This window comes from Sphaerotilus mobilis (genome assembly GCF_004216565.1).
GTDB lineage: Bacteria > Pseudomonadota > Gammaproteobacteria > Burkholderiales > Burkholderiaceae_C > Sphaerotilus > Sphaerotilus mobilis.
Map to the genome: position 1 here is coordinate 736,790 of NZ_SGWV01000007.1, position 22,195 is coordinate 758,984.

Annotated in this window: 20 protein-coding genes and 1 pseudogene; 8 read left to right on the forward strand and 13 right to left on the reverse strand. The window is 67.2% G+C overall.

Translation table 11 applies throughout. The annotated features are described in order from the left end of the window. Positions 1–42: 42 nt before the first annotated feature. Both EV685_RS03575 and EV685_RS03580 read right to left on the reverse strand, forming a co-directional pair. Complete coding sequence (locus tag EV685_RS03575) at positions 43–519, reverse strand: GNAT family N-acetyltransferase (RefSeq protein ID WP_242615398.1); 477 nt, start codon at positions 517–519, stop codon at positions 43–45. A gap of 418 nt (positions 520–937) precedes the next feature. Next, positions 938–1,804 carry a hypothetical protein gene (locus EV685_RS03580; protein WP_130480576.1) on the reverse strand — a complete coding sequence of 289 codons (867 nt, stop codon included), beginning with the start codon at positions 1,802–1,804 and terminating at the stop codon, positions 938–940. Positions 1,805–2,168: 364 nt separating this feature from the next. Here EV685_RS03580 and EV685_RS03585 point away from each other — a divergent pair. Continuing rightward, a pseudogene (locus EV685_RS03585) lies at positions 2,169–3,005 on the forward strand (IS1595 family transposase); the annotation flags it as partial. Between the two features lie 789 nt (positions 3,006–3,794). Continuing rightward, positions 3,795–4,721: a hypothetical protein gene (locus tag EV685_RS03590; RefSeq protein ID WP_130480578.1), complete on the forward strand. Its 927-nt coding sequence runs from the start codon at positions 3,795–3,797 to the stop codon at positions 4,719–4,721. 92 nt (positions 4,722–4,813) lie between these two features. Here EV685_RS03590 and recG read toward each other — a convergent pair whose 3' ends face one another. Genes recG through EV685_RS03605 form a run of 3 tightly spaced genes read right to left on the reverse strand, consistent with a single transcriptional unit; the run spans position 4,814 to position 7,541 of the window. Beyond that, positions 4,814–7,012, reverse strand: coding sequence for an ATP-dependent DNA helicase RecG (recG, locus tag EV685_RS03595; RefSeq protein ID WP_130480579.1), 2,199 nt, complete (start codon positions 7,010–7,012; stop codon positions 4,814–4,816). Then, positions 6,909–7,313, reverse strand: coding sequence for a type II toxin-antitoxin system death-on-curing family toxin (locus EV685_RS03600; protein WP_130480580.1), 405 nt, complete (start codon positions 7,311–7,313; stop codon positions 6,909–6,911). Before EV685_RS03600 ends, recG begins: the two co-directional genes overlap by 104 nt. Positions 7,314–7,316: 3 nt before the next feature. Then, a complete protein-coding gene (locus EV685_RS03605; RefSeq protein ID WP_130480581.1) occupies positions 7,317–7,541 on the reverse strand; it encodes an AbrB/MazE/SpoVT family DNA-binding domain-containing protein in 225 nt (74 codons plus the stop codon). Between the two features lie 117 nt (positions 7,542–7,658). Here EV685_RS03605 and queA point away from each other — a divergent pair, with 117 nt between their 5' ends. The 3 genes from queA (at position 7,659) to EV685_RS03620 (ending at position 11,900) form a co-directional block, all read left to right on the forward strand. Further along, positions 7,659–8,759 carry a tRNA preQ1(34) S-adenosylmethionine ribosyltransferase-isomerase QueA gene (gene queA / locus EV685_RS03610; RefSeq protein ID WP_242615400.1) on the forward strand — a complete coding sequence of 367 codons (1,101 nt, stop codon included), beginning with the start codon at positions 7,659–7,661 and terminating at the stop codon, positions 8,757–8,759. 212 nt (positions 8,760–8,971) lie between these two features. Beyond that, on the forward strand, positions 8,972–9,382 hold the full coding sequence (locus tag EV685_RS03615; protein ID WP_242615401.1) for a c-type cytochrome: 411 nt from the start codon (positions 8,972–8,974) through the stop codon (positions 9,380–9,382). A gap of 55 nt (positions 9,383–9,437) precedes the next feature. After that, a complete protein-coding gene (locus EV685_RS03620) occupies positions 9,438–11,900 on the forward strand; it encodes an ATP-binding response regulator (RefSeq protein ID WP_130480582.1) in 2,463 nt (820 codons plus the stop codon). Here the strand turns inward: EV685_RS03620 and EV685_RS03625 are convergent. The 7 genes from EV685_RS03625 to hemP form a co-directional block, all read right to left on the reverse strand. Continuing rightward, positions 11,881–12,543, reverse strand: coding sequence for a LuxR C-terminal-related transcriptional regulator (locus tag EV685_RS03625; protein WP_130480583.1), 663 nt, complete (start codon positions 12,541–12,543; stop codon positions 11,881–11,883). The genes EV685_RS03620 and EV685_RS03625 overlap by 20 nt on opposite strands. A 96-nt stretch (positions 12,544–12,639) precedes the next feature. Next, complete coding sequence (locus EV685_RS03630; protein WP_130480584.1) at positions 12,640–13,065, reverse strand: ExbD/TolR family protein; 426 nt, start codon at positions 13,063–13,065, stop codon at positions 12,640–12,642. 14 nt (positions 13,066–13,079) lie between these two features. After that, positions 13,080–13,892, reverse strand: coding sequence for a MotA/TolQ/ExbB proton channel family protein (locus EV685_RS03635; RefSeq protein WP_130480585.1), 813 nt, complete (start codon positions 13,890–13,892; stop codon positions 13,080–13,082). A 74-nt stretch (positions 13,893–13,966) separates the two neighbouring features. Further along, positions 13,967–14,806, reverse strand: a complete 840-nt coding sequence (locus tag EV685_RS03640; protein ID WP_130480586.1) for a TonB family protein — start codon at positions 14,804–14,806, stop codon at positions 13,967–13,969. Next, complete coding sequence (locus tag EV685_RS03645; RefSeq protein WP_130480587.1) at positions 14,803–15,498, reverse strand: Fe2+-dependent dioxygenase; 696 nt, start codon at positions 15,496–15,498, stop codon at positions 14,803–14,805. Before EV685_RS03645 ends, EV685_RS03640 begins: the two co-directional genes overlap by 4 nt. Before the next feature lie 32 nt (positions 15,499–15,530). Next, positions 15,531–17,762, reverse strand: coding sequence for a TonB-dependent receptor (locus EV685_RS03650; RefSeq protein WP_242615402.1), 2,232 nt, complete (start codon positions 17,760–17,762; stop codon positions 15,531–15,533). A 243-nt stretch (positions 17,763–18,005) separates the two neighbouring features. Continuing rightward, positions 18,006–18,206, reverse strand: a complete 201-nt coding sequence (gene hemP, locus EV685_RS03655) for a hemin uptake protein HemP (protein ID WP_242615403.1) — start codon at positions 18,204–18,206, stop codon at positions 18,006–18,008. An 84-nt stretch (positions 18,207–18,290) separates the two neighbouring features. On the opposite strand from hemP, the gene EV685_RS03660 reads away from it, so the two are divergent. The 3 genes from EV685_RS03660 to fabB all read left to right on the forward strand — a co-directional run bounded on the left by EV685_RS03660 (position 18,291) and on the right by fabB (position 21,142). Continuing rightward, complete coding sequence (locus tag EV685_RS03660; protein WP_130480590.1) at positions 18,291–19,223, forward strand: ChaN family lipoprotein; 933 nt, start codon at positions 18,291–18,293, stop codon at positions 19,221–19,223. Between the two features lie 159 nt (positions 19,224–19,382). Next, entirely contained in the window at positions 19,383–19,928 is a 546-nt protein-coding gene (gene fabA, locus EV685_RS03665; RefSeq protein ID WP_207224770.1) for a 3-hydroxyacyl-[acyl-carrier-protein] dehydratase FabA, read from the forward strand. After that, positions 19,928–21,142 carry a beta-ketoacyl-ACP synthase I gene (gene fabB / locus EV685_RS03670; RefSeq protein ID WP_130480591.1) on the forward strand — a complete coding sequence of 405 codons (1,215 nt, stop codon included), beginning with the start codon at positions 19,928–19,930 and terminating at the stop codon, positions 21,140–21,142. The genes fabA and fabB overlap by 1 nt, the downstream gene beginning before the upstream one ends. Positions 21,143–21,202: 60 nt before the next feature. Here fabB and EV685_RS03675 read toward each other — a convergent pair whose 3' ends face one another. Next, positions 21,203–22,159, reverse strand: coding sequence for a LysR family transcriptional regulator (locus EV685_RS03675; protein ID WP_338054428.1), 957 nt, complete (start codon positions 22,157–22,159; stop codon positions 21,203–21,205). Positions 22,160–22,195 lie beyond the last annotated feature (36 nt).

Below are 22,195 nucleotides of genomic sequence, written 5' to 3' on the forward strand. Positions count from 1 at the left end.
AGGACATGAAGGCTCCGGTCTGGATCAGCGTTGCAAGAATCATCAACCCGCCACAGCCTTGGGCGACAACGTCATGGGAACAAATGCAATGCCATTCGTTTCCACCTTCGGTCCAGCAACCACAAAACCAAGCCGCTCATAGACCAGCACCGCAAACGGCGTCGAATTCACGGTGAATACCTCGACACCTCGCGCCGCCCTGGACTTCAACGCCAACCAGAGTTTCCGAGCCAAGCCGTGCTTCTGAAATTCAGGCGCCACAAAGAGGTGGAACAAATGCCGCCCATCCCGAAGCGCCGCCACGCCCGCCAGCGTAGCACCGCGAGTCGCCACAACGTAATAGAAGTCAGGACTGCGGATGTAGCCGCCGATAGCCTCGGCCCCGATGCTCACCATGAAGCGCTCCGCACCTTTGCCACTCGGATCCAAGGTAAAGAAGTGCGCGACGCTGGAGATCAGTTGGCTGATTTCTGGGGCGTCTTGGGGGGCGGCTGGGCGGATGTGCATGGCGATCGTCAAGCGACGTGTGTTGCGGGCTTCGCCCTGAAGCCAAACTCATACAAATTGCAACCACCAGAGGCTGTCCACTTAAATTCCGGGGTACGCACAAAACTGGGCTGCAATTCCTTGGCGGGCAAACCAAAACCTACAGCGACCTGAGCGACATGCAGCGACAAGAAACCGAGGCTATACGCGCCGGCGTTTGAAACTGGGCAACAGCAGTAAACAGCGTGTAGCGCTCAGTTTTCATGATTGACGCCTGCTGAGCGGTTCGCATCTGGGTCAGCGCCATGTCGCGGCGCACAAGGCTGTTTGTAGATGGGCAGTCTGCTCCTGATCGTGATGTTGACTCAATGCGCACATCTTGAAGAGGTCGTCAGGAGATCAAATGCATGCCACGGAAGTGGCGGAGCGCGGGCGAGTGCTTGTAAAGCGGTTAGGCCGCATTTGGGGGGCGCCGCAAGAGTTCGGTAGAGATGTGCGGCAGGTGCTTCTGAACGTGGGTAAGTGCGCCATGAAGGAAGCCGTCGTTCGTGATGAAGGTCGAGACATATGGGAACGCCGCAGTCGCCAAAAGAAGATCCATGGAATCAGAGACGCGGGCATTTCTGTCTGGGTTCGATGTACGGTAGTTGGCCAAGTAGTGCTCTGTCGCATAGGCTGGGCATTCACGCATCAGCCACTTATGGTTTTTGACACAGAACTTTGCGGCAGTGTCTAGGTTCGCACCATCCAAAGGTGCAACCAAGTCACTTCCGCGAGAGAGTAGCGAGCTGACCTTGGTTCGGCGAACCTTGGCAGTGACCTCCTCGGTCAGTCTACCGTCCGCAACCGCGCGAGAAAGGTAGTTGAGCGCTTCTGCGTGCCGTTTGGCCAGCTCAGCAAGTCCGTCCTTGGCCTTTGGGTCAAATGCGAATTCGACGAACTCCTCCGCAGTAAGCCCGTACTTCTCGTTGAGTTGTGAGACTTCGCGAAAGGTCCTAACAAAGACTGGCTCTACTTTCCGAATCTGTTTACTCGGCGCCGACGCGTAGAACAGGCAGAGTTCCTCAGCTTCAAGATCTGCGAATGAGCGAAGCCACAGCGGCTCGAGGGCGACAGCTCGCTTTGTCAGTTCAAGAGCGTCTTGAAGCACACCTGTCTTGGCGAACTCGTGCAGGATCTGTTCGGAGAGGACAAGCCGGAACCCAGCATTCAGGCGGGACTCCAGGAAGCGAAGCCATGTATCGTCCCCCTTCTCCAGGGCGTAAATGAGCGCCTGGGTGTCCATAAACAGAGTAGGTGGATCTGGAGCGTGGTTCATGCGGTCCAACGTGGAGGTCGCTGGCGCTGCGCGGCTTTATCGCGCAGCGTCCGGTGGACCGCAGGGTTGTGCTTCATTCGCTCTCCTTCTGCTCGGGAATCTTCTTGAAGGATACCAAGCGGCCTTTTAGAGACTGAAGGAGATAGTCGAACGAATGTATTTCGATGTTGAGATCTTGGACCAACTGTCTCCGTCGAGAATTTGTCTCGGGATCGATGGCCGAGCGCCTACCGATAAGGATCAGGCCGCTTACGTTTGCATCGATGTCCGTGAGCCCACCTGATTCGTCACCAGCCTCAGCCAGGCTTATCACCTGAGCCACCCGGCCCCTATCGTGAACGTTACCCAAGCAGGAGACGCGACGATGGCCATGAACCAGATCCAGTTCCAGAAGAGCGTGTCGCTGACCGACTTCCTGTTGCGCTATGGAAGCAAAGACCAGTGTGCGCAAGCGCTCGTCTCGAACCGTTGGCCCGACGGCTTTCGCTGCCCGAGTTGTGGCGCGGCCGAGCATTACGTGGTCAGTCACGGCGCCCGCAAGTTGTTCCAGTGCCGAGGCTGTCGGCACCAACCCTCTTTGACCGCCGGCCCCCTGATGGACAGCACCAAGCTGCCGCTGCGGACGTGGTTTCTGGCGATCTTTCTGCTCAGTCAAGCCAAGACGGGCCTCTCTGCCTTGGCCCTGATGCGCCAACTCGGCACGAGTTACCACACCGCCTGGCTGATTCATCACATGGTGATGCTGGCCATGGCCAAGGTCGACGCCGAAGAGCCTCTGTACGGGCAGATTCAAATGGATGACGCCAATCTCGGCGGCGAGCGCCCCGGCGTGGGCGGTCGCGGTTCGCCCAACAAGGTGCCCGTCGTGGCAGCGGTATCGACGAACTCGAAGGGACATCCGATGCGCGTGAAGGTCACGCCGGTGTCGACCTTCTCCAGCGCCGCGATCACCGTTTGGGCGCGAATCAACCTGACGCCAGGCAGCGATATGCGCAGCGACGGGCTGCCGTGTTTTGCGGGCGTGGTCGACGCAGGCTGCGCGCATTCCTACGTCGTGGTGGGCCGGCGCAAGCCACGCGAGTTGCCGCAGTTCACCTGGGTCAATACCGTGCTGGGCAATCTCAAGACGCTCATCAACGGCGCCTACAAGGCCTTCAAGTTCCGCAAGCACGCCCACGCCTACCTGGGCGCCTTCGCCTACTGATTCAACCGACGCTTCGATCTGTGACAGCTTCTGGACGGCCTCATCGGCCACGCCGCGACCTCGTCGCCAGCACGCTAACGGCAGATTCGATGGGAGGCTGAAGATCACGACTAATCAGGTCTCGCAAAGGAACTCACGGCGGCACGTGCGTTTGGTCGACAGACCGAGGCCGAGTCTTGCTCGTTTCATGCAGCGATTGTCTCAAAGACTGGCCGATGGGGCAGGCATGGCGCGGCGGCAGAGGTGTAGACGCCCCAGAGCGAAGTGAACGTCCTGAATCGTGAAAGCCATCCAAAAAGTAGATTCGGTAGTTGCGCACTTGTGAGGAGATGGAATAGGATTGACGTCAATAGGTCGAATGTATCGTGATATTGTTTCAATTGAAGTCTCCGCCCAACACTCGTCACTTGTGAGCTCTTTAGGAAAAGACGCAACTTTCGGAAACAAGCGTAGATGGCCATCTTGCTTCGTCATGAAGCCCGCTGTCGAACTGCTTCAGAACGGGGACAGTGTCTCCTGCGCGTTTGGAACAATCAAAGCTGACGACGAAGGCTTCTGGATTTCCGGCTCAAGCATTGACGTAGTAATTCAGCACAGCAGCTGGTCTCCGTTCGAACGCAGAAGGATATGGTTTCAGCAACGCAGCACAGAATATACGGAAAAGCAACGACTAAGGCTTGTTGACTCAGATAATTTCACCGGGTTTCTTTGGGGCAATAAATAATTGCCTGCAGCACACTAGACACCCGTAATACTCACCAAGATCTGATATCCTCATTGACGAAAATGTCTTACGATAAATCCCTTGCAAGATTCAACGTTTTTATTCCATTGCGCGGAAAATATGGAATTCGCGTGGAACCGAATTCATACGATATGGCAACCTTTACCGAGGAACTTCGTAACATTCTTGTTGGAAAAAATCAATCGGACAGTGAGCTGTGGTTGATTTTTAGATTGTTGATCACAAATCAAATCGAATGGCCGGCCTGGGAGGCCTACCATAAACTGGTCTCAAGAAAATATATCGAGCTACTTGACGGGAAGCCATTGTTCAACTCAATCCCGCCTGAGACACAAGTGCGACGAAAGCAGCTTTTGATCGACTATTCAAATATTGGAATGCAGGTCAGCAAGTCTTGTTATATACCCGAAGGCGTTGGAATGCCGCACTTCTTTGAGGAAGCCCCGGCATACACATACTTACTTTGGGAGTTCAAGGAGAAATCCTGCGTAACAGATGACTTATTCGCTGAATACGTACTGCGATCCACCCTTGCACTTCGAGTTGTTGATTCATACGACCTGCCATTTAATTCCGGCGAGAGAATTCAACTTATTGAATCAAAAATTATTAGCAAGGGCAACGAAATACCTTTCGATGCAAAATTGCTTCTCTTGACGTTGAGGGAGATCAGGAGCCTGTGCACTCTCCTTGGAAAAGAATCAGGTAGAACTTTGATGAGCGCACGCCAGGAGCTACTTGACGATTACGAGAGTGGCGAATGCGCCGCCTTGGAGGGGGCCATTAACAAAGTTCGATCTTGGGATGGAATATATTCTATTAATCCCCCGCCAGGAATGACCTGGCTTGAGTTTCAAGGGGTCAGGCAGAAATTGCGAGGAATGGCAGCGGCCATCATTGATATATCGAGAAATGTAGGCCTTAAGGACTTCCCTGCGGAGAAGCGGATACTCATTGAAACCGCCTAACGACTGGATTAATCAGATTAGAGAATGAACCAACTTTCGTCATCATAAATATTATTCATGTCCGGACGCGATTCGCCTCGGCGACGACCGCTTCACGCCTTCAAAAACTCCATCCTCCCCCCCAACCACCTCCTGATCTGCGCCTGCGCAATCGCCGGTTGCTCATCCAGCAACCAAGGCGCCACCTCTCGGGCTTGGGCCAGCAGGTCGCCGTCCTGGGCGAGGTCGGCGAAGCGCAGGAGGGCGTCGCCGCTTTGGCGGGCGCCCATGAACTCGCCGGGGCCGCGGATTTCGAGGTCGCGGCGGGCGATTTCGAAGCCGTCGGTGGTGTCGGCCATGGCGCGCAGGCGTTCGCGGCCGGTTTGGGAGAGGGGGCCGGTGTAGAGCAGCACGCAGACGCTGGCGAGTGCGCCTCGGCCGACGCGGCCGCGGAGTTGGTGGAGTTGGGCGAGGCCGAAGCGTTCGGCGTGTTCGATCACCATGACGCTGGCGTTGGGCACGTCCACGCCGACCTCGATGACGGTGGTGGCGACCAGCACCTGCAGGCGGTTGGCGGTGAAGTCGGCCATGACGGTGGCCTTGTCGGGCGACTTCATGCGGCCGTGCAGCAGGCCCACGCCGATGCCGGGCAGGGCGGCGCAGAGCTGTTCGTGGGTTTCGGTGGCGTTGCGCAGGTCGAGGGCCTCGCTTTCCTCGATCAGCGGGACGACCCAATAGACCTGGCTGCCCTTGGCGACCTCGTCGCGCACACGGTCGATGACCTGCTCGCGCCGGTCGGCCGCGAAGACGCGGGTGACGATGGGCGTGCGGCCGGGCGGCAGTTCGTCGAGCGTCGACACGTCGAGGTCGGCGAAGTAGGTCATGGCCAGGGTGCGGGGGATGGGCGTGGCGCTCATCATCAGCAGGTGCGGCTCCAGAGGCTGGCTGCTGCCGCGGGTGGCTTCCTGGGCCAGCTTGCGGCGCAGTTCCAGACGCTGGGCGACGCCGAAGCGGTGCTGTTCGTCGATGACGGCCAGGCCGAGGCGGGCGAAGACCACGTCGTCCTGGATCACCGCATGGGTGCCGACGACGAGCTTGGCCGCGCCGCTGGCGACCTGGTCGACCATGGCGGCGCGGGCCTTGCCCTTGCGGCTGCCGGTCAGCCAGGCGGTCTCGATGCCCAGCGGCTGCAGCCACTGGACCAGCTTGCGGAAGTGCTGCTCGGCCAGGATCTCGGTGGGCGCCATCAGCGCGCATTGCCAGCCGGCATCCATCGCCACGGCGGCGGCCAGCGCGGCGACCACGGTCTTGCCGGAGCCGACGTCGCCCTGCAGCAGCCGGTGCATGGGCTGCGGGCGGGCGAGGTCGGTGGCGATTTCCTCGGCGACGCGGCGTTGCGCGCCGGTGAGCTGAAAGGGCAGCACGGCCAGCAGCTGGTCGACCAGACCGCCCTTGGCCGATGTCAGGGCCGGCGCGCGCAGCCGCGCCCGTTCGCGCTGCGACTGGAGCTGCGAGAGCTGCTGGGCCAGCAGTTCCTCGAACTTGATGCGCAGCCAGGCCGGGTGTTCACGTTCCTCCAGCGCCCGCAGGCCGATGCCGGGCGTGGGGTGGTGGAGCAGTTGCAAGGCCTCGCGCAGCGTCGGCACACCACGCGGCAGGACGTCGGGCGGCAGGATCTCGTCGAGCCGGGCGCGGGACAGGCCGGCCGCCACGGCCTTGCGCAAATAGGCCTGCGGCAGTTGCGCCGAGGTCGGGTAGACGGGGGTCAGCGCCTGCGCCATCGGCTCGCCGGGCGTCACGGCGCGAAAGCTCGGGTGCACGATCTCGCGGCCGAAGAAGCCGTGCCGCAGCTCGCCGCGCACCCGCACCCTGGCGCCCACGGCCAGCGTCTTCTGGTGCGAGGGGTAGAAGTTGACGAAGCGCAGGATCAGGCCCTGCAGGCCGGCCTCGCCATCCGCATCGATCAGCTTGAGCTTGACGATCAGCTGGCGACGCGGTCGCAGCTCGATGCGTGACTCGCTGACCAGGCCTTCGAGGTGGACCGTGTCGCCCTCGTGCGCCGACAGCAGCGGCGTCAGGCGGGTCTCGTCCTCGTAGCGCAAGGGCAGGTGCAGCGCGAGGTCGATGTCGCGCGTCAGGCCGAGCTTGTGCAGCGCACGCTGCGGGGCGCTGAGAGGCTTGGCGGCGGCCGGTGCGGGGGCGGAGGACTCAGGCGGCACGGTGCTCGCAGTTGTCGCGTAGCCAAGCCGCGAACTCCGCCTCGGCCAGGTCACCAGCGGCCAGCTTGAGCATGGTGATGACGCAAGCCGCATCGTCGGCGATCAGCTGTTCGCCATTGAGGAACAGGAACAGTTCGACCGCGACGAAGGCCGTGCGCTTATTGCCGTCGATGAAAGGGTGGTTGCGCGCGATGCCATAGCCGTAGGCTGCGGCAAAGTCGGCCACGTCGGGTTCACCATAGACGGCCAGATGCTGCGGGCGGGCCAGCGCGGACTCGAACAGTCCGGGATCGCGCTCGCCCGCAGCGCCGCCGTGTTCAGCCAGCTGCTCGTCGTGAACGGCGCGCAGCACGTGCGGGTCCAGCCAGACCCAGCCTTGGTTGGCGGCGGTCATGGCTTACTTGGCCAGCTCGTGAAGCACAGCCCTGCGGGTCTTCATGACCTCGCGGGCGGCCTTCATCTGGGCTTCGAAGACGGGATCGTGCGGCGTCAGGCGGACGCCATCGGGTGCTTCGGTGACATAGACCGTGTCGCCCTTCTCCAGCTTGAGCCGCGCCAGCATCTCCTTGGGCAGGATGACGCCGACCGAGTTGCCGATCTGGGTGAGCTTGAGTGCATGCATGGCGGGACTCCTGACAAGGTGGTGGGGGCCAACGTCACGACCGTTTCCGGGTGTCTGGTTCGGTTATAACGTTTGTTATATTCTGCCGCCCGATCTCTTCTTCCGCAAGCGAACGCCGTGACCGATCCGACCCTGCCCCCGTCCAGCGACCTGACCGTTTCCGACTTCGATTTCGCGCTGCCGCCCGAGCTGATCGCGCAGCATCCCGCCGCCGAGCGCAGCGCCTCGCGGCTGCTGGACGGCCGGGGCGCGACGCCGGTCGACCGCATCTTCCGCGAGCTGCCGGGGCTGCTGTCGGCGGGTGATCTGCTGGTCTTCAACGACACCCAGGTGATCCGCGCCCGGCTGCACGGCGCCAAAGATTCGGGCGGTTCGGTCGAGGCGCTGGTCGAGCGCGTGCTGCCGGTCGGGCCGTCGGGCACGCACGAGGTCTGGGCCCACCTGCGCGCCAGCAAGTCGCCCAAGCCGGGTCAGGGCGTGGTCTTCCGCAGCGATGCGGGCGAGACCTTCCGCGCCGAGGTGCTGGGCCGCTGCGGGCCGGAGAACGGGCTGTTCCACCTGCGCTTCCCGTCGGACGTGTTCGCGCTGCTGGAGCGCTGCGGCCACATCCCCCTGCCGCCCTACATCACCCATGCCGACGATGCCGAGGACGCGCGCCGCTACCAGACCGTGTTCGCGCGCACGCCCGGTGCGGTGGCGGCGCCGACCGCCGCCTTGCACTTCGACGAGGCCGTGCTGGCCGCCCTGGCCGAGCGTGGTATCGAGCGGGCCAGCGTGACGCTGCATGTCGGGGCGGGCACCTTCCAGCCGGTGCGGGTCGAGCGCATCGCCGAACACCGCATGCACAGCGAGTGGTTCGAGGTGCCAGCGGCGACCGTCGCCGCCATCGAGGCCACACGGGCGCGCGGCGGCCGCGTTGTTGCGGTCGGCACGACGACGCTGCGGGCGCTCGAATCGGCCGCCCGAGACAGCGCCGCACAAGGCCTGCCGCTGCAGGCTGGCGCGCGCGAGACGGACATCTTCATCACGCCGGGCTTCCCCTTCCGCGTGGTCGACCGGCTGGTCACCAACTTCCACCTGCCGCGCAGCACGCTGCTGATGCTGGTCAGCGCCTTTGCCGGCCATGCGCGCATGCACGCGCTCTACGACCACGCGATCGCGCAGCGCTACCGCTTCTTCAGCTACGGCGACGCGATGCTGCTGGACCGGCAGGGCTGAGGCAGCGTCCCGAGGCAGCGCCCCGAGGCCGCTGTCCCAAGCCGCCACATGGCTGCGCTCCAAACGGGTGTTGCACTGCAGCAGCGGCACCACAGGGCGGGGGTCCAGGTGTTCCACGCTGACAAAACGCCGGTCGCGCTTGACGCCGCGCAAACGGGGCGCGTGGACTGGGGCCAAGCTGACGTCATTCCCCTGAACGACGGAGCTGATCCATGACCCCGACCCCTCACCTTGCTGCCCGCATGGCCACCCGATTTGCGGCCACCGGTGCCCTCTTGCTGGCCACCACCGCGACGACGGCCGCCGGCCTGAACGATGACGGCGCGCACCAGCTCGCCGCCAAGGCCGGCTGCCCCACCTGCCACGCCGTCGAACGGGGTGCCAAGGGCCCGGAAGGCCTGCCGCCGATCGGCCCGGCCTGGCGCGATGTGGCCCTGAAGTACAAGGGCCAGAAGGGTGCCGAAGATGCGCTGACCAAGGCCGTGCTGCTGGGCTCCAACCCCTATGACAGCCACTGGAAGGGCAAGGCCTCCGGCCTGGCGATGCCGCCCAACGCGGTCGCGATCGGCAAGGACGACGCCCGCAAGCTGGTGGGCTGGATCCTCAAGCTCGACCCGAAGTGAGCGCGGGCTGAGCGGCGGGCAGGCTGGCGGACCGCTCTGCGATCATCCGCCGCCGATGCTTGCCCGCCCCTTCCTGCTGTTCTTGCTGCACCCGCCGCTGCACCTGCTGCTGAGCCTGCTGCTGGGCCTGTTGCTGAGCGGCGCCTTGCCCGGATCGGCGCGGGCGCAAGACGGTCCGTCCACGCCCGCGCTGCGGCTGACGCAGGCGGTCTTCACGAGCGAAAGCCGCCCGTTGGCCGAACCCGAGGTCGTGGCACTGCCCGACACCTGGGGGAGCCGTCGGCTGTCACCGCGCGGTCAGGGCCTCTACCGCTTGCAGATGAACCTGGACGGTGTGCCGCAACAGGCCTGGGCGCTGCGCATCGACCGGCTGGCCGACCTGCACGAGATCCGCGTCAACGGCCGCCTGCTCACCGCCACCTTGCCGCTCGTCAGGACCGGGCCGGACGGCGTCGGCCCAGGAGATGCGGGCGATGACGGGCGCCCGTCCCTGAGCCGGGGCGCGCCGTTGCTGGTCGCCCTGCCGCCGGACCTGCTGCGCGACGGTCACAACGACCTGCAGATCCGCGTGCGCCACAGCACGCGCGGCGGCCTGTCGCTGGTGCTGATCGGCCCGATGACCGAGCTGGTGCCGGGCCACCGGCGCGAGATCCTGCTCGAACAGAGCCTGCCGCTGCTGCTCAACGGCGGCGGCGGCGCGCTGGGCCTGTTCCTGCTGCTGTATGGCTGGCAACGCCGCCATCAGGACCCGCTGAGCGCCGGCTTCGGCCTGCTGTGGCTGCTGATCTCGCTGCGCGGCAGCGCCTACGCCCTGCTCTTTTCGAGCCAGCAGGGCGTCTGGTTCGACGGCCTGATGTATGTCTCCCAGGTCTTCACGGCCCTGCTGCTCGGCCTGCTCTCGCTGGCACTGGCCAAACGGCCGCAGCATCCCTGGCGCTGGGTACTGCTGGCGTTTTGCCTGCCGCTGATGGTGCTGGGCGCGCCGGCCAGCGTGCTCGGCTGGACCGATCTGCTGCGCACCTGGACCTATCCGCTGGTGCTGCTGGCCGTGATGCCGCCACTCGCCCTGGTCGCCCAACACGCCTGGCAACAGGGCACCAGCCGGCGCTGGCAGACGCTGGCCTCGCTGCTGCTGATGCTGCTGCTGGTCGGCTCGGCCATGCACGACTACCTCGCCTGGCGCGGCACGCTGTCGGTGATGGCGCGCTACTGGATGCCGCTGACGCTGCCGCTGGTCTTCGCGGTGTTCGCCTCCACCCTCGTGCAGCGGCTGGTGCGCGGCCTCGAACAGGTCGAGCAGGTCAACGCGCTGCTGGAAGAACGCGTGACCGAGCGCACCCGCGCCCTCGAACTGGCGCACCAGAGCAAGACACGTTTCCTGGCCGCCGCCAGCCACGACCTGCGCCAGCCGGTGGTGACCATCGGCCTGCTGGTCGACCTGTTGCGCGAGCACATACAGGCGCCGACCCAGCGCCGCATGATCGACCGGGTGCACGACGCGGTGGCGTCGATGGAGACGCTGCTCAAGGGCCTGCTGGACCTGTCGCGGCTGGAGGCCGGATCGGTCCAGCCGCGCATCGGCACGGTCGAGCTGCAGCGCCTGTTCGACGCGATCGCGCCCCATGCCGACGACACGGCCGCCCGCCGCCAGCTGCGCCTGCGCCTGCGGCCGACCCGGCTGGCGGTGCGCAGCGACGCGGTGCTGCTCGATCAGGTCCTGCGCAACCTGGTTGGCAATGCGCTGCGCTACACCGAACGCGGCGGCGTGCTGGTGGCCGCACGGCGCCGGGCCGGCCGGGTCGAGCTGCGGGTGATGGACAGCGGCCCGGGCATCCCGGCCGACCAGCAGGAACGCATCTTCGAGGAGTTCGTGCAGGGCGGCCATGCGAGCGCCAGCAGCCCCGGCGACGGCCACGTCGGCCTGGGCCTGGGGCTGGCGATCGTGCGCCGCTCGCTCGCGCTGCTGGCTCATCCGCTGAGCCTGCGCTCCGAACCCGGCCGCGGCAGCGCCTTCACCATCACGCTGGACGAGGCGGTCGCCCCGCCGCCGATGCCGGTCACGCCACCGCGGCCGGGCGAGCCGCTGCGGCACTGGCGCATCGTGCTGGTCGATGACGACGAGCAGGTGCGCTCGGCCGTCACCGCCCGGTTGGCGGCCTGGGGCGCGCAGGTCCAGGCCCATGCCGGCCTGGCGAGCTTCCGACAGTGGCTGGCGCTGCGCCCGCGTGGCCACAGCGGCATCGACATCGTCGTCACCGACCAGCGCCTGATCGGTGCCAGCGCGATGGACGTGATCGATGCCTTGCGCAGCCATGCCGGCCCGGTGCCCGTGCTGGTCATCACCGGCGACACCGATGGCACCGAGCTGGCGCGGCTGCAGGCCCAGGGCCTGCCGGTGCTGCACAAGCCGTTCCGGGCCGAAGCCCTGCTGGGCATGTTGATGCAGGTCCGGAACCCGCCACCGAACCGGCCCGATGCCGCCCGGCCGGCGCCGGACCTCAGCGCTCGTCGAAGGTGATGCCCATGCGCGCGGCCGCCACGATGGCCTGGGTGCGCGAGCTCACGTCGAGCTTGCGGAACAGCGCCAGCAGGTGGGTCTTGACGGTCGACTCGGCCAGTTCAAGCTCGCGCGAGATCAGCTTGGTCGAGCGCCCCAGCACCAGCAGCCGCAGCACATCGATCTGGCGCGGCGACAGGGCCAGCGCCTCCAGCCGCGCCTCGCGCAGCTGCTGCGCGTCCAGGCCCGCGCCCTGGGCCGGCGCAAGGTCGCGGTAGATGCCCGGCGGCAGGTAGGTGCCGCCGTCGAGCACGATGCGCAAGGCGCCCTCGATCTCGGACAGCCGGGCCGACTTGGGCACGAAGCCGGCGGCGCCTTGGTCGATCGCCGCGAGGATGGTCTCGGGCCGCTCGTCGGCCGACATCACCACCAGGGGCACCTCGCCCGCCTGCACCAGCAGACGCTGCAAGCTGGACAGGCCCTGGCTGTCGGGCAGGCCGAGGTCCAGCAGGATCAGCTCGATGTCGGGGTGTGACGCCAGCGCCAGCCTGGCCTCGCCGATGTCGGCGGCGGCGATCAGGTCGACCGTGGGGAAGCGCTGCGCCATCAGCATCGAGAAACCTTCTCGAAACAGCGCGTGGTCATCGACCAGCAAGGCCTTCATCGCGATCCCTCGCGCACCTGCCCGCTGCCTGCAACCCTGTGACCCTCCACCATCGACCCACTCCACTGGCGGATCGATACGCCCGCGCACACGGCACTATAGCGACGAGCCTTGGGGCTGGCTGACGAAGCCGATGCGCGTCAGTCCGGCCGATGCGGCATCGGCAAGCGTCTCGGCGACATGTCGGTAGGCGACGTCGCGGTCGGCGCTCAGGCGGATCGCTGGCGGCGTGGCCAGCGATCCGGCGGCCAGCATCCGGGCCTGCGCCTCGGTGCGGCTGACGGGCTCGCCGTTCCAGTGGCGCTGGCCTTGTGCGTCGATGGCGACGTCGATGCTGACGGCCGCCGGGTCCTGCGGCTGGCTGCTGGCCTGCGGCAGACGCAGATTGACGCTGTGCGTGAGCAAGGGCGCCGCGACGATGAAGATCACCAGCAGGACCAGCAGCACGTCGATCAGCGGGACCATGTTGATCTCGGCGACGGGGGCGTGGGCCTGGCGGCGGTCGAAGGTGGCGAAGGCCATGGCGCGCTCCGGTCTCAGGCCGCCACGGCGGTGACCGCAGCCAGCGCAGCCCCCGGGCGCGGCGCAGTTCCCGGGCGCGGTGCGGGCCCGGCGCGCAGCAGCGTCGCGCCGGTCGACAGGAAGGTCAGCAGCTCGAAGGCATAGGCATCGAGCCGGCCGTTGAGCACGCGGTTGCTGCGGCTGAAGGCGTTGTAGGCCATGACCGCCGGGATCGCCACCGCCAGCCCCAGCCCGGTCATGATCAACGCCTCGCCGACCGGCCCGGCGACCTGGTCGAGCGAGCCGGCGCCCGTCATGCCGATCGCCAGCAGCGCGTGGTAGACGCCCCAGACCGTGCCGAACAGGCCGACGAAGGGGGCGGTTGCGCCGATGGTGGCGAGCAGCGTCAGGCCGTTCTCCAGCCGCGTGCCCTCCTCGTCGAGCACCTTGCGGATCGTGCGGGTGATGAAGTCCTGCGCCGAGCCCGCCTCTTCCAGCCGAGCCGCACCGTGGCGCGCATGGTGGTCACGCGCCTGCAGGGCATGGGCGGCAAGGTGGCCGAAGGGCTCGCGCACGCCATGGACCTGCAGCTCGTCCTGCACCGCATCGAGCGAGCGGGCGTTCCAGAAGAAGTCGAGAAAGCGCTGACTGCGTCGGCGTTGCAGCACCTGGCGGGTGCCCTTGAGCAGGATCAGCGCCCACGAGGCCACCGACATGAGCAGCAGCACGGCCAGCAGGGCCTTGCCAACGGCGTCGGACTGGCCGATGAAGTGGGCGAATCCGGGTTCGAGGCCGGGGGTGGCGGCCACGGCCGCCTGGGTGTTGTCGATCATCGTCGTCGGGGTCATGGGCCCTCCAGGAATGGTGCTTGGGGATCGGGGATCGGGGATCGGGGATCGGGTCTTGGGTCTTGGGTCTTGGGTCAGACCTTGAACTCGGCCTCGGTGTCGGCGAGGAACTCGACCGGCACGCCGTCCTGCAGCCGCGGGCGGGCCCGCGCGGCGCGGGCCTTGGCCAGCGCCTCCTCGTCCAGCGTGGCCGAGCCGGAACTGCGCAGCAGGCTGACGCGGCGCGGCACGCCCTGCGTGTCGAACAGGATGCGCAGCGCCACCACGCCTTGCTCGCGCCGCCGCACGGCCTCACGCGGGTAGGCATAGACGGGCGGGCGGACCCAGTCGGTCGCGCTCAGCGTGACCGGGCGGGGCGCTGCCGGTGGCGCTGGGGCTGCGGCGGTGGTCGCGTGGGTTGACGTGGCGGGCGCTGCGGCCGGTGCTGTTGAAGGCGCTGGTGAAGGCGCTGGTGCAGCCTCGGTTGAAGCCTCGGCTGTTGAAGGCACGGCAGTTGCAGCAACCGCTTCCGGCACGGCAACCCGCACCGACACCGGTGCGACCGGGGCCAGTGGCAGCGCTGCAGGCTCGGGCGATGCCGCTGCCAGCACGGGCGGGGGCGCCTGGACCGGGCGGTTCGGGGCGACGGCGGGCCGTGTCGGCGGGGTCTGGGCACGGGGTTCAGGACGGGGTTCAGGACGGGTTTGAGGATCGGGCCGAGAGGGCGCAGCCCTCGCCGGCAATGGCTCGATCCAGTCGACCTGCAGCAGGGCGAGCGACGCGGGCGCCGATGGCTCGTCACGCGCCTGCCACAGCGCCCAGCCACCGGCGAGGTGAGCGGCCAGCGCGGCACCGATCAGCGCACGTTGGGGTGCCGGGCCGAGCACGTCAGGCCAGGCGCCCGGCCAAGCGTCGGTCCAGGTGCGGGTTCTCATGTGTCGGCCCATCCGCGCAGCAGGTTGTGATAGGTCCCGGTCAGGCCGATCACGCCGGCATCGGTCTCGCCGACGCTTTGGCGCAGGTGCATCAGGTGGCGGTCCATGTCGAAGAGCAGGCGGCGTTGCTCGTCGCTGCGCACCATGCTCTCGATCCAGAAGAAGCTGGCGAGGCGCGCGCCGCGGGTCACCGGCTCGACCCGGTGGACGCTGGTGCCGGGGTAGAGCACCAGGTCGCCGGCTGGCAACTTGACGCGCTGACTGCCGAAGGTGTCCTCGATCACCAGCTCGCCGCCGTCGTAGTCGGCCGGATCGGCCAGGAACAGCGTGCTGCTCAGGTCGGTGCGCACCCGCTGGCCGGCCTGCGGTCCGCTGGTGATGAAGCGCACCGCGTTGTCGACGTGGTTGCCGAAGGCGTTGGCCACCCCGCCGTAGCGGTTGAACAGCGGCGGGAAGATCTTCTTGGGCAGGGCCGCCGAGAAGAAGGTCGCATGGCGGTTCAGGCCGGCCAGCACGAGCTTCTGCAGGGCATGGCTCAAAGGATGAGCCTGCGGCAGTTGCAGGTTGTTCTTGACCTGGGCGGACTGCACGCCGGCCGTGACCTGGCCGTCGACCCAGGGCGCATCGACCAGCAGCGCGCGGGCCTGGTCCAGTTCGTCATCGGTGAGGACCTGGGGAATATGGAGCAGCATGGTGGTGACCGGTTCAAGGGCAGGTGCGTGGATCAGAACTTCACGGTGCCGGTGACCTGCAGCGTCCGGCCGGCGCCCGGCACGACGTGGCCGCGGTAGAGGCTGGCGCCGTAGAGCTTGTTGGTGACGTTGGCGAGGTTGGCCTTGACGATGAAGGTGTCGGGCTCGATGGCGACCTCGGTCATCAGCTCCAGCGTGCCGTAGCCCGGCGAGGTGATGGCGCTGGCGGCCTGCTGGTCGGCCGGCGTGCTCTTGCTGCGGAAGTTCACGCCGGTGCCCACGCGCCAGTCGCGCGTGAGCTGCCAGCTGCTCCAGACCGCGCCGCTGTGCTTCGGGGTCAGGCCGGGGCGGTCACCGGCGCGGTTGCCGAAGGTGGTGGCCGTCGGCGCGGCCACGTCGACCTTGGCATCGGGGATCCACATGTAGGACAGGTAGACGTCCCAGTCCTTCGTCAGGCGGCCGTTGATGTCCATGTCCAGGCCGGCGGCATGGCGCTTGCCCGACAGCAGCAAGGCCGTGGCGGCGGTGTCGGGGTCGGTGTTGCGTTCGTTCAACTTGACCGAGCGGAACAGCGCGATGCGGGTGGTGAACATCCGGTCCTCGCTGTCGATGCGCGCGCCGATCTCGGTGTTGATGCTCTGCTCGGGCGCGGTGTTGGCGCTCAGCGCGTTGTAGGAATACGAGTCGCCCGAGGTGTTGAACGAACTGCCCCAGGACGCGTGCAGGCTGTGACGCGCACTTGGCTGCCAGATCGCGCCCAGGCGCTGGCTGAACTCGCCAATGGCTTGCTGGTAGCGCGTCACCACGCCGGTCGCGGCGATCTGTTCGTGGTCGCCCTTCATGCGGTCGTGACGCAGACCGGCCAGCAGCTTCCAGCCGTCGGCCACGGTGACGAGGTCCTGCGCGTAGACGCCGATGTTGTGGTTGACGAAGCCGCTGGCGCGGCGCAGCACGCGGGCGTCCTCGTCGATCCACGCGCCGTCATCGGGTGTGCCGGCGGTCGTGCGGGGCTTGCTCAGGTCGATGCCGGCGGGCGTGCTGGCGGCGTAGACGACCTTCTCCTCGCGGGCCAGGTCGATGCCGCTGACCCATTCATGCGTCAGGCCCAGCGCCTCGAAGCGGGTCGTGAAGTCGCTCTGGGCATGCAGGGTGTCGAGGTCCTGGATCTTGAGCTGGGTGCCGCGCGTGAAGACGGTCGCGTCGCTGAAGGTGTCCAGCGTGGGGACCACCGTCGGACAACCCGGGTTGGTGACGACGCCGGTGGTGGCGTTGGTGGTCTGCTGGCACAGGCGGACCGTGCTGGCGCGTTGGTCGCGTGTGTAGACACCCCGCCGCACGCTGGTCTTCAGGGCGGTGTTGGCGTCGAAGCGGTGGCGGTGATCGAACGTCGCCGTGGTCGCGGTGCCGTGGTTGCGGTCGCTCGCCATGCCGTAATAGGCGTTCGGGTCGAGCGTGCTGATCATGGTCCGCTCGGTCGCCGCCGAGGTCGCGCTCGGGCTGATCCACGGCAGGCCGTAGTTCATGCCATTGCGGTTCTCCAGCCGGTAGAGCGACACGCCGAACTCGTCCTTGTGGCCGATGCCCCAGCGGAAGTTGCCGGCCAGCCCGCGTTTGTCGAGCCGGTTGCCGGCGCCATCGCTGTCGGCCGTCGTGGCCATGGCGTTCAGGCGCAGAGCGGCGTCCTCGCCGGTCACGACGTTGACGTCGCCGACGATCCGGCGGTAGGCGTGGCTGCCCAGCGTCAGGTCGACCTGGCTGCCGTCCATCAGATAGGCCTGCTTGGTGACCTGGTTGGCCGCACCGCCAGTCGAACCACGCCCGAACAGCATCGAGGCCGAACCGCGCAGCAGTTCCAGGCGGTCCCAGTTGAAGGCGTCGCGGTCGTAGAAGGCCGGGTCGCGCATGCCGTCGATGAAGATGTCGCCGGTGGCCTGCAGCGAGAAGCCGCGCAGGCGGATGTCTTCTTCGCCGCCTTCGGCCGCGAGGAAGGTGATGCCGGCGGTCTGTGTCAGCGCCTGCTTGAGCGTGTCGAGGTTGCGGTCATCGATCAGGCGCTCGGTCACGATGCTGATCGACTGCGGCACGTCACGCAGGTCCTGCTCGGACTTGCCGATGCGGGTGCGCTTGACCTGCAGGCCGTCGCGGCCCTGTTCGGGCAGGTCGGGCGCGGTGACAGTCACGCGTGGCAGCGTCACGGCTTCGCCGGTGGTGCCGTCGTCGGCGGCCCAGGCGGGCGCGGCGAGCAGGCCCAGGCCACAGGCCATGGCGCCGAGGGGGATCAGGGGCGTTCGAACGTGCGTTCGGAGAGGCGTTCGGAGGGGCGGGCGGATGGGTGCAGCCATGGGTCAGGTTTCCACAACGGGTTTGAAATCCGGTGGCGGGGTCGACGGTCTGGCGAGACCGACGACGCTTGACCTGGCGATGGCTGGGCCGCGTGTCCGAGAGCAGGGAAAAGAACGGTGCCGGGGCGAGCGAGGCGGTCAGACCGCCCGGTCACGCCGCCGACCTCACTTGGTCAGGATCAGCCGACCGAGCGCCGTGCGACGCAGGCGGTAGCAGGCGCCCTCGTGTTCGATCAGCACCTCGTCGGTGCCTTGCAGAAGGTCGACGCTGCGCAGCCGCAGCGGCAGCTGGCACGCGCCGCCGGACGTGTCCGGGGCGTCAGCCTTCGGCTCGGCCGGTGGGTCAGTGGGAAGGACAACGTTCAACATGCGCTCATTTTAATGAGAACGATTCGCATTTGCAAGCAAGCCGGATCCAAGGCCTTGCAGAGCGCCGTTATCGTTGCCGCCATGCCTGCCCGTCACCGCCTCCACGCCTTGCTCCTGATCGCCGCCTTGGCCAGCGGCTGTGCCACACCGGTCGCCGTGCCGATGCTCGACCTGGACCCGGCCCGCAGCCGCATCTGGCTGATCGGCGAGGTGCATGACAACGCCGCCCAGCACGCGCTGCGGCTGCGGGCGCTGGATGCCTTGCTGGCGCGCGGCGAGCGTCCGGCGCTGCTGATGGAACAGATCGACCGCGAACGCCAGAGCGAGATCGACCGCCTGCTCGCCGAGGCCCGCGCCAGCGGCCGGCCGCAAGACGCCGCCCCAGCCACGGCCCAGGCGATCGCCGCGCTCGACGGCCCGATGTCGGGCTGGGACTGGGCCTACTACCGGCCCTACATCGAACGCGCGGTGACACACGGCCTGCCACTGGTCGCCGTCAACGTCTCGCGCGACGCGGCCCGGCGCGTCATCCGCGAAGGTCTGGCCGCGCAGGGCTTCGACGCCGCCGTGCCCGAGCCCCTGCTGTCCGCCCAGGCCCAGCTGATCGAAGCCTCGCACTGCGGCATGGTCGACGCGGCCCTGGCCCGTCGCATGGCCGCCGCCCAGGTCGCCCGGGACCAGGCCATGGCGCGCGCCGTGCAGCAGGCCGCCGGACCGGCGCTGGACGGCGCCGTCGTGCTGCTGGCCGGCAATGGCCATGTGCGGCGTGACCTCGGCGTGCCGCGCTGGCTGGCCGCGCCGCTGGCCACCCGGGCGGTGGTCGTCGGTCTGGTCGAAGCCGGTGGCGACGACCCGCCGGGCGACGCCGGCATCGCCCCCTATGACCTGCGGCTGGAGACGCCCCGCCAGGACCGCGAAGATCCGTGCGCCGGCATGGGCGGCACACGACCCACGTCAACTGGGGTAACTTCCCCGCCGCCTGCGCAGCGACAAGACGACAAGACGCCCCGCTGACGACCGAGAATCGTGGACCTGCCGCGCTACAGTCGCGGACGGGGTCCAGCGCCCTCCCCCCGTTCCTTGAAGCCCAGGAGCTGGCCCGTCCACCCGGGACCCGCCAGCCCCATCGACGTGTCGACCACCATGAATGCACCCCAAATGCCGTCCACAGGCATGCCCGCCGTCCCCGCCCTGAGCCAACGTGACCAGGGACGCCACAGCTACAGCCGCGACGAGCTGCTGGCCTGCGGTCGAGGCGAGCTGTTCGGCCCGGGCAACGCCCGCCTGCCGCTGCCCAACATGCTCATGATGGATCGCATCGTCCGCATCGACGACACCGGCGGCGAGTTCGGCAAGGGCACGATCGAGGCCGAACTCGACATCGTTCCCGACCTCTGGTTCTTCGGCTGCCACTTCGAAGGCGACCCGGTCATGCCGGGCTGCCTGGGCCTTGATGCCCTGTGGCAGCTGGTCGGCTTCTGGCTCGGCTGGCGCGGCAACCCCGGCCGCGGCCGTGCGCTTGGCGCCGGTGAGGTCAAGTTCTTCGGCCAGGTGCTGCCGACCGTCAAGAAGGTCACCTACCGCCTTGATCTCAAGCGCGTCATCGAACGCAAGCTGGTGATGGGCATCGCCGACGGCCACATGTATGCCGACGGCCGCGAGATCTACACCGCCACCGACCTGAAGGTCGGCCTGTTCACCTCGACGGAAGATTTCTGATGCGCCGCGTCGTCGTCACCGGATACGGCATCGTCTCGAGCATCGGCAACAACGCCGACGAGGTCGCCGCCAGCCTGCGCGAAGGCCGTTCGGGCCTCACCTTCAACCCCGCCTATGCCGAGAAGGGCATGCGCTCGCAGGTCAGCGGTCGACCGACGCTGAACCTCGAAGCCACGATCGACCGCCGCACCCTGCGCTTCATGGGCGACGCGGCGGGCTATTCCTACGTGGCCATGCAGCAGGCCATCGCCCACGCCGGGCTGACGCCGGAACAGGTGTCCAACCCGCGCACCGGCCTGGTCGCCGGCTCGGGCGGCGCCTCCAGCCTCAACCAGGTCTGGGCCGCCGACACCTTGCGCGCCAAGGGCATCAAGCGGGTCGGCCCCTTCATGGTCACCAAGACCATGGGCAGCACGGTCTCGGCCTGCCTGGCCACGCCCTTTGGCATCAAGGGCGTCAACTACTCGATCACCTCGGCCTGCTCGACCAGCGCGCACTGCATCGGCCACGCCGGCCAGCTGATCGCCTGGGGCAACCAGGACGTCGTCTTCGCCGGTGGCGGTGAAGAGGAAAGCTGGGAGCTGTCGCTGCTGTTCGACGCCATGGGTGCCATGTCCAGCGCCTACAACGACACGCCGTCGACCGCCTCGCGCGCCTTCGACGCCAGCCGCGACGGCTTCGTCATCGCCGGTGGCGGCGGCATGCTGGTGCTGGAGTCGCTCGAACACGCCCAGGCCCGTGGCGCCAACATCCTGGCCGAACTGGTCGGCTTCGGCGCCACCTCGGACGGCCACGACATGGTCGCGCCGTCCGGCGAAGGCGCGGTGCGCTGCATGCAGCAGGCGCTCGCGAATGTGAAGACGCCGGTCGACTACATCAACGCCCACGGCACCTCGACGCCGGTGGGCGATCTGGCCGAGCTGGGTGCGGTCCGTCAGGTCTTCGGCGACCAGATCCCCGCGATCAGCTCGACCAAGTCGCTGACCGGCCACTCGCTGGGCGCGGCCGGCGTGCAGGAAGCCATCTACTCGCTGCTGATGCTGCGCGACAACTTCGCCGCCGCCTCGGCCCACATCGAGAACCTGGACCCGGCAGCCGACGGCATGCCCATCCTGCGCCAGCGCCGCGATGCGCCGATGAACACGGTGCTGTCCAACAGCTTCGGCTTCGGCGGCACCAACGCGACGCTGGTGTTCTCGCGCTACGCCGACTGATCCGGCACGCGGCATCTCGCGCGTCGACGGGGCCTGCGGGCCCCGTTTTTCATGGCGCGATCACATGGACGAGGCGAAGCCGCGCAGCGTCTCCAGCACCTGCCGGGTGGCCGCATCGAGCCGGCCTTCCGGGCGGTGCGCCAACGCCAGTTCGCGCGGCAGGGGCGGATCCAGCGGGCGCAGCTGCATCGGCATGTTCGACGGGCTGTGCGCCAGCGGCATGCCGTCCGGACCCAGCGCCGGGGCGCCCTCGGGCACCCATTCGGCCGGCAGCACGGCCGCGCCGTAGCCGGCGGAGACCAGGCTCTTGATCGCCTCGTTGTAGTTCAGCTCGATGCGGGTGCGCGGCTGCAGGCCGGCGCGGGCGAACCAGCCCAGGATCAGCTTCTGCGTCAGCGTCGAGGAGCCGTTGGCCACCATCGGCCGGGCCGCCATCCAGTCGGGCGTGACCACCTCCGGCGCCTCCCAGCCCGGCGGGATGAAGGCCAGCATCAGGTCACGTCGCCAGGGGCCCAGCACCAGATCGGGCTCGGACGGCTGGGGCAGCGCGACGATGCCCAGGTCCAGCGTGCCGGCGCGCAGCCGGGCCACCGTCTCGATCGAACCCAGGATGCTGACCTCCACATCGATCTCCGGCGCCCGTTCGGCCAGCCGCGCCAGCACGTGCGGCAGCAAATAGACCAGCACGCCGGTCGAGGTCGCCAGGCTGACCTTGCCGGCCAGGCCGTGGGCGCTGCGGCGCACCTGTTCCTCGGCGTCGTCGGCGTCCTTCAGCAACTGACGACCGCGTTCGACCAGCAAGGTGCCAGCCGCCGTCGGCACGGCACCGCGCGAGCTGCGTTCCAGCAGGCTGGCGCCCAGGCGCTGTTCGAGTTCGCGGATGTGCAGGCTGACCGTCGGCGGCGCGAGGTGCAACGCCTGCGAGGCGGCGGCGAAGGTGCCCAGGTCGGCGATCGTCACCAGCGTGCGCAGCTGGTCGAGGTTGAGGTGGCGCATGTGGGCTCCGGCATCAGTCATGGGTCCGGTCGTCAGGATTGCTGATGGTAGGCGTCA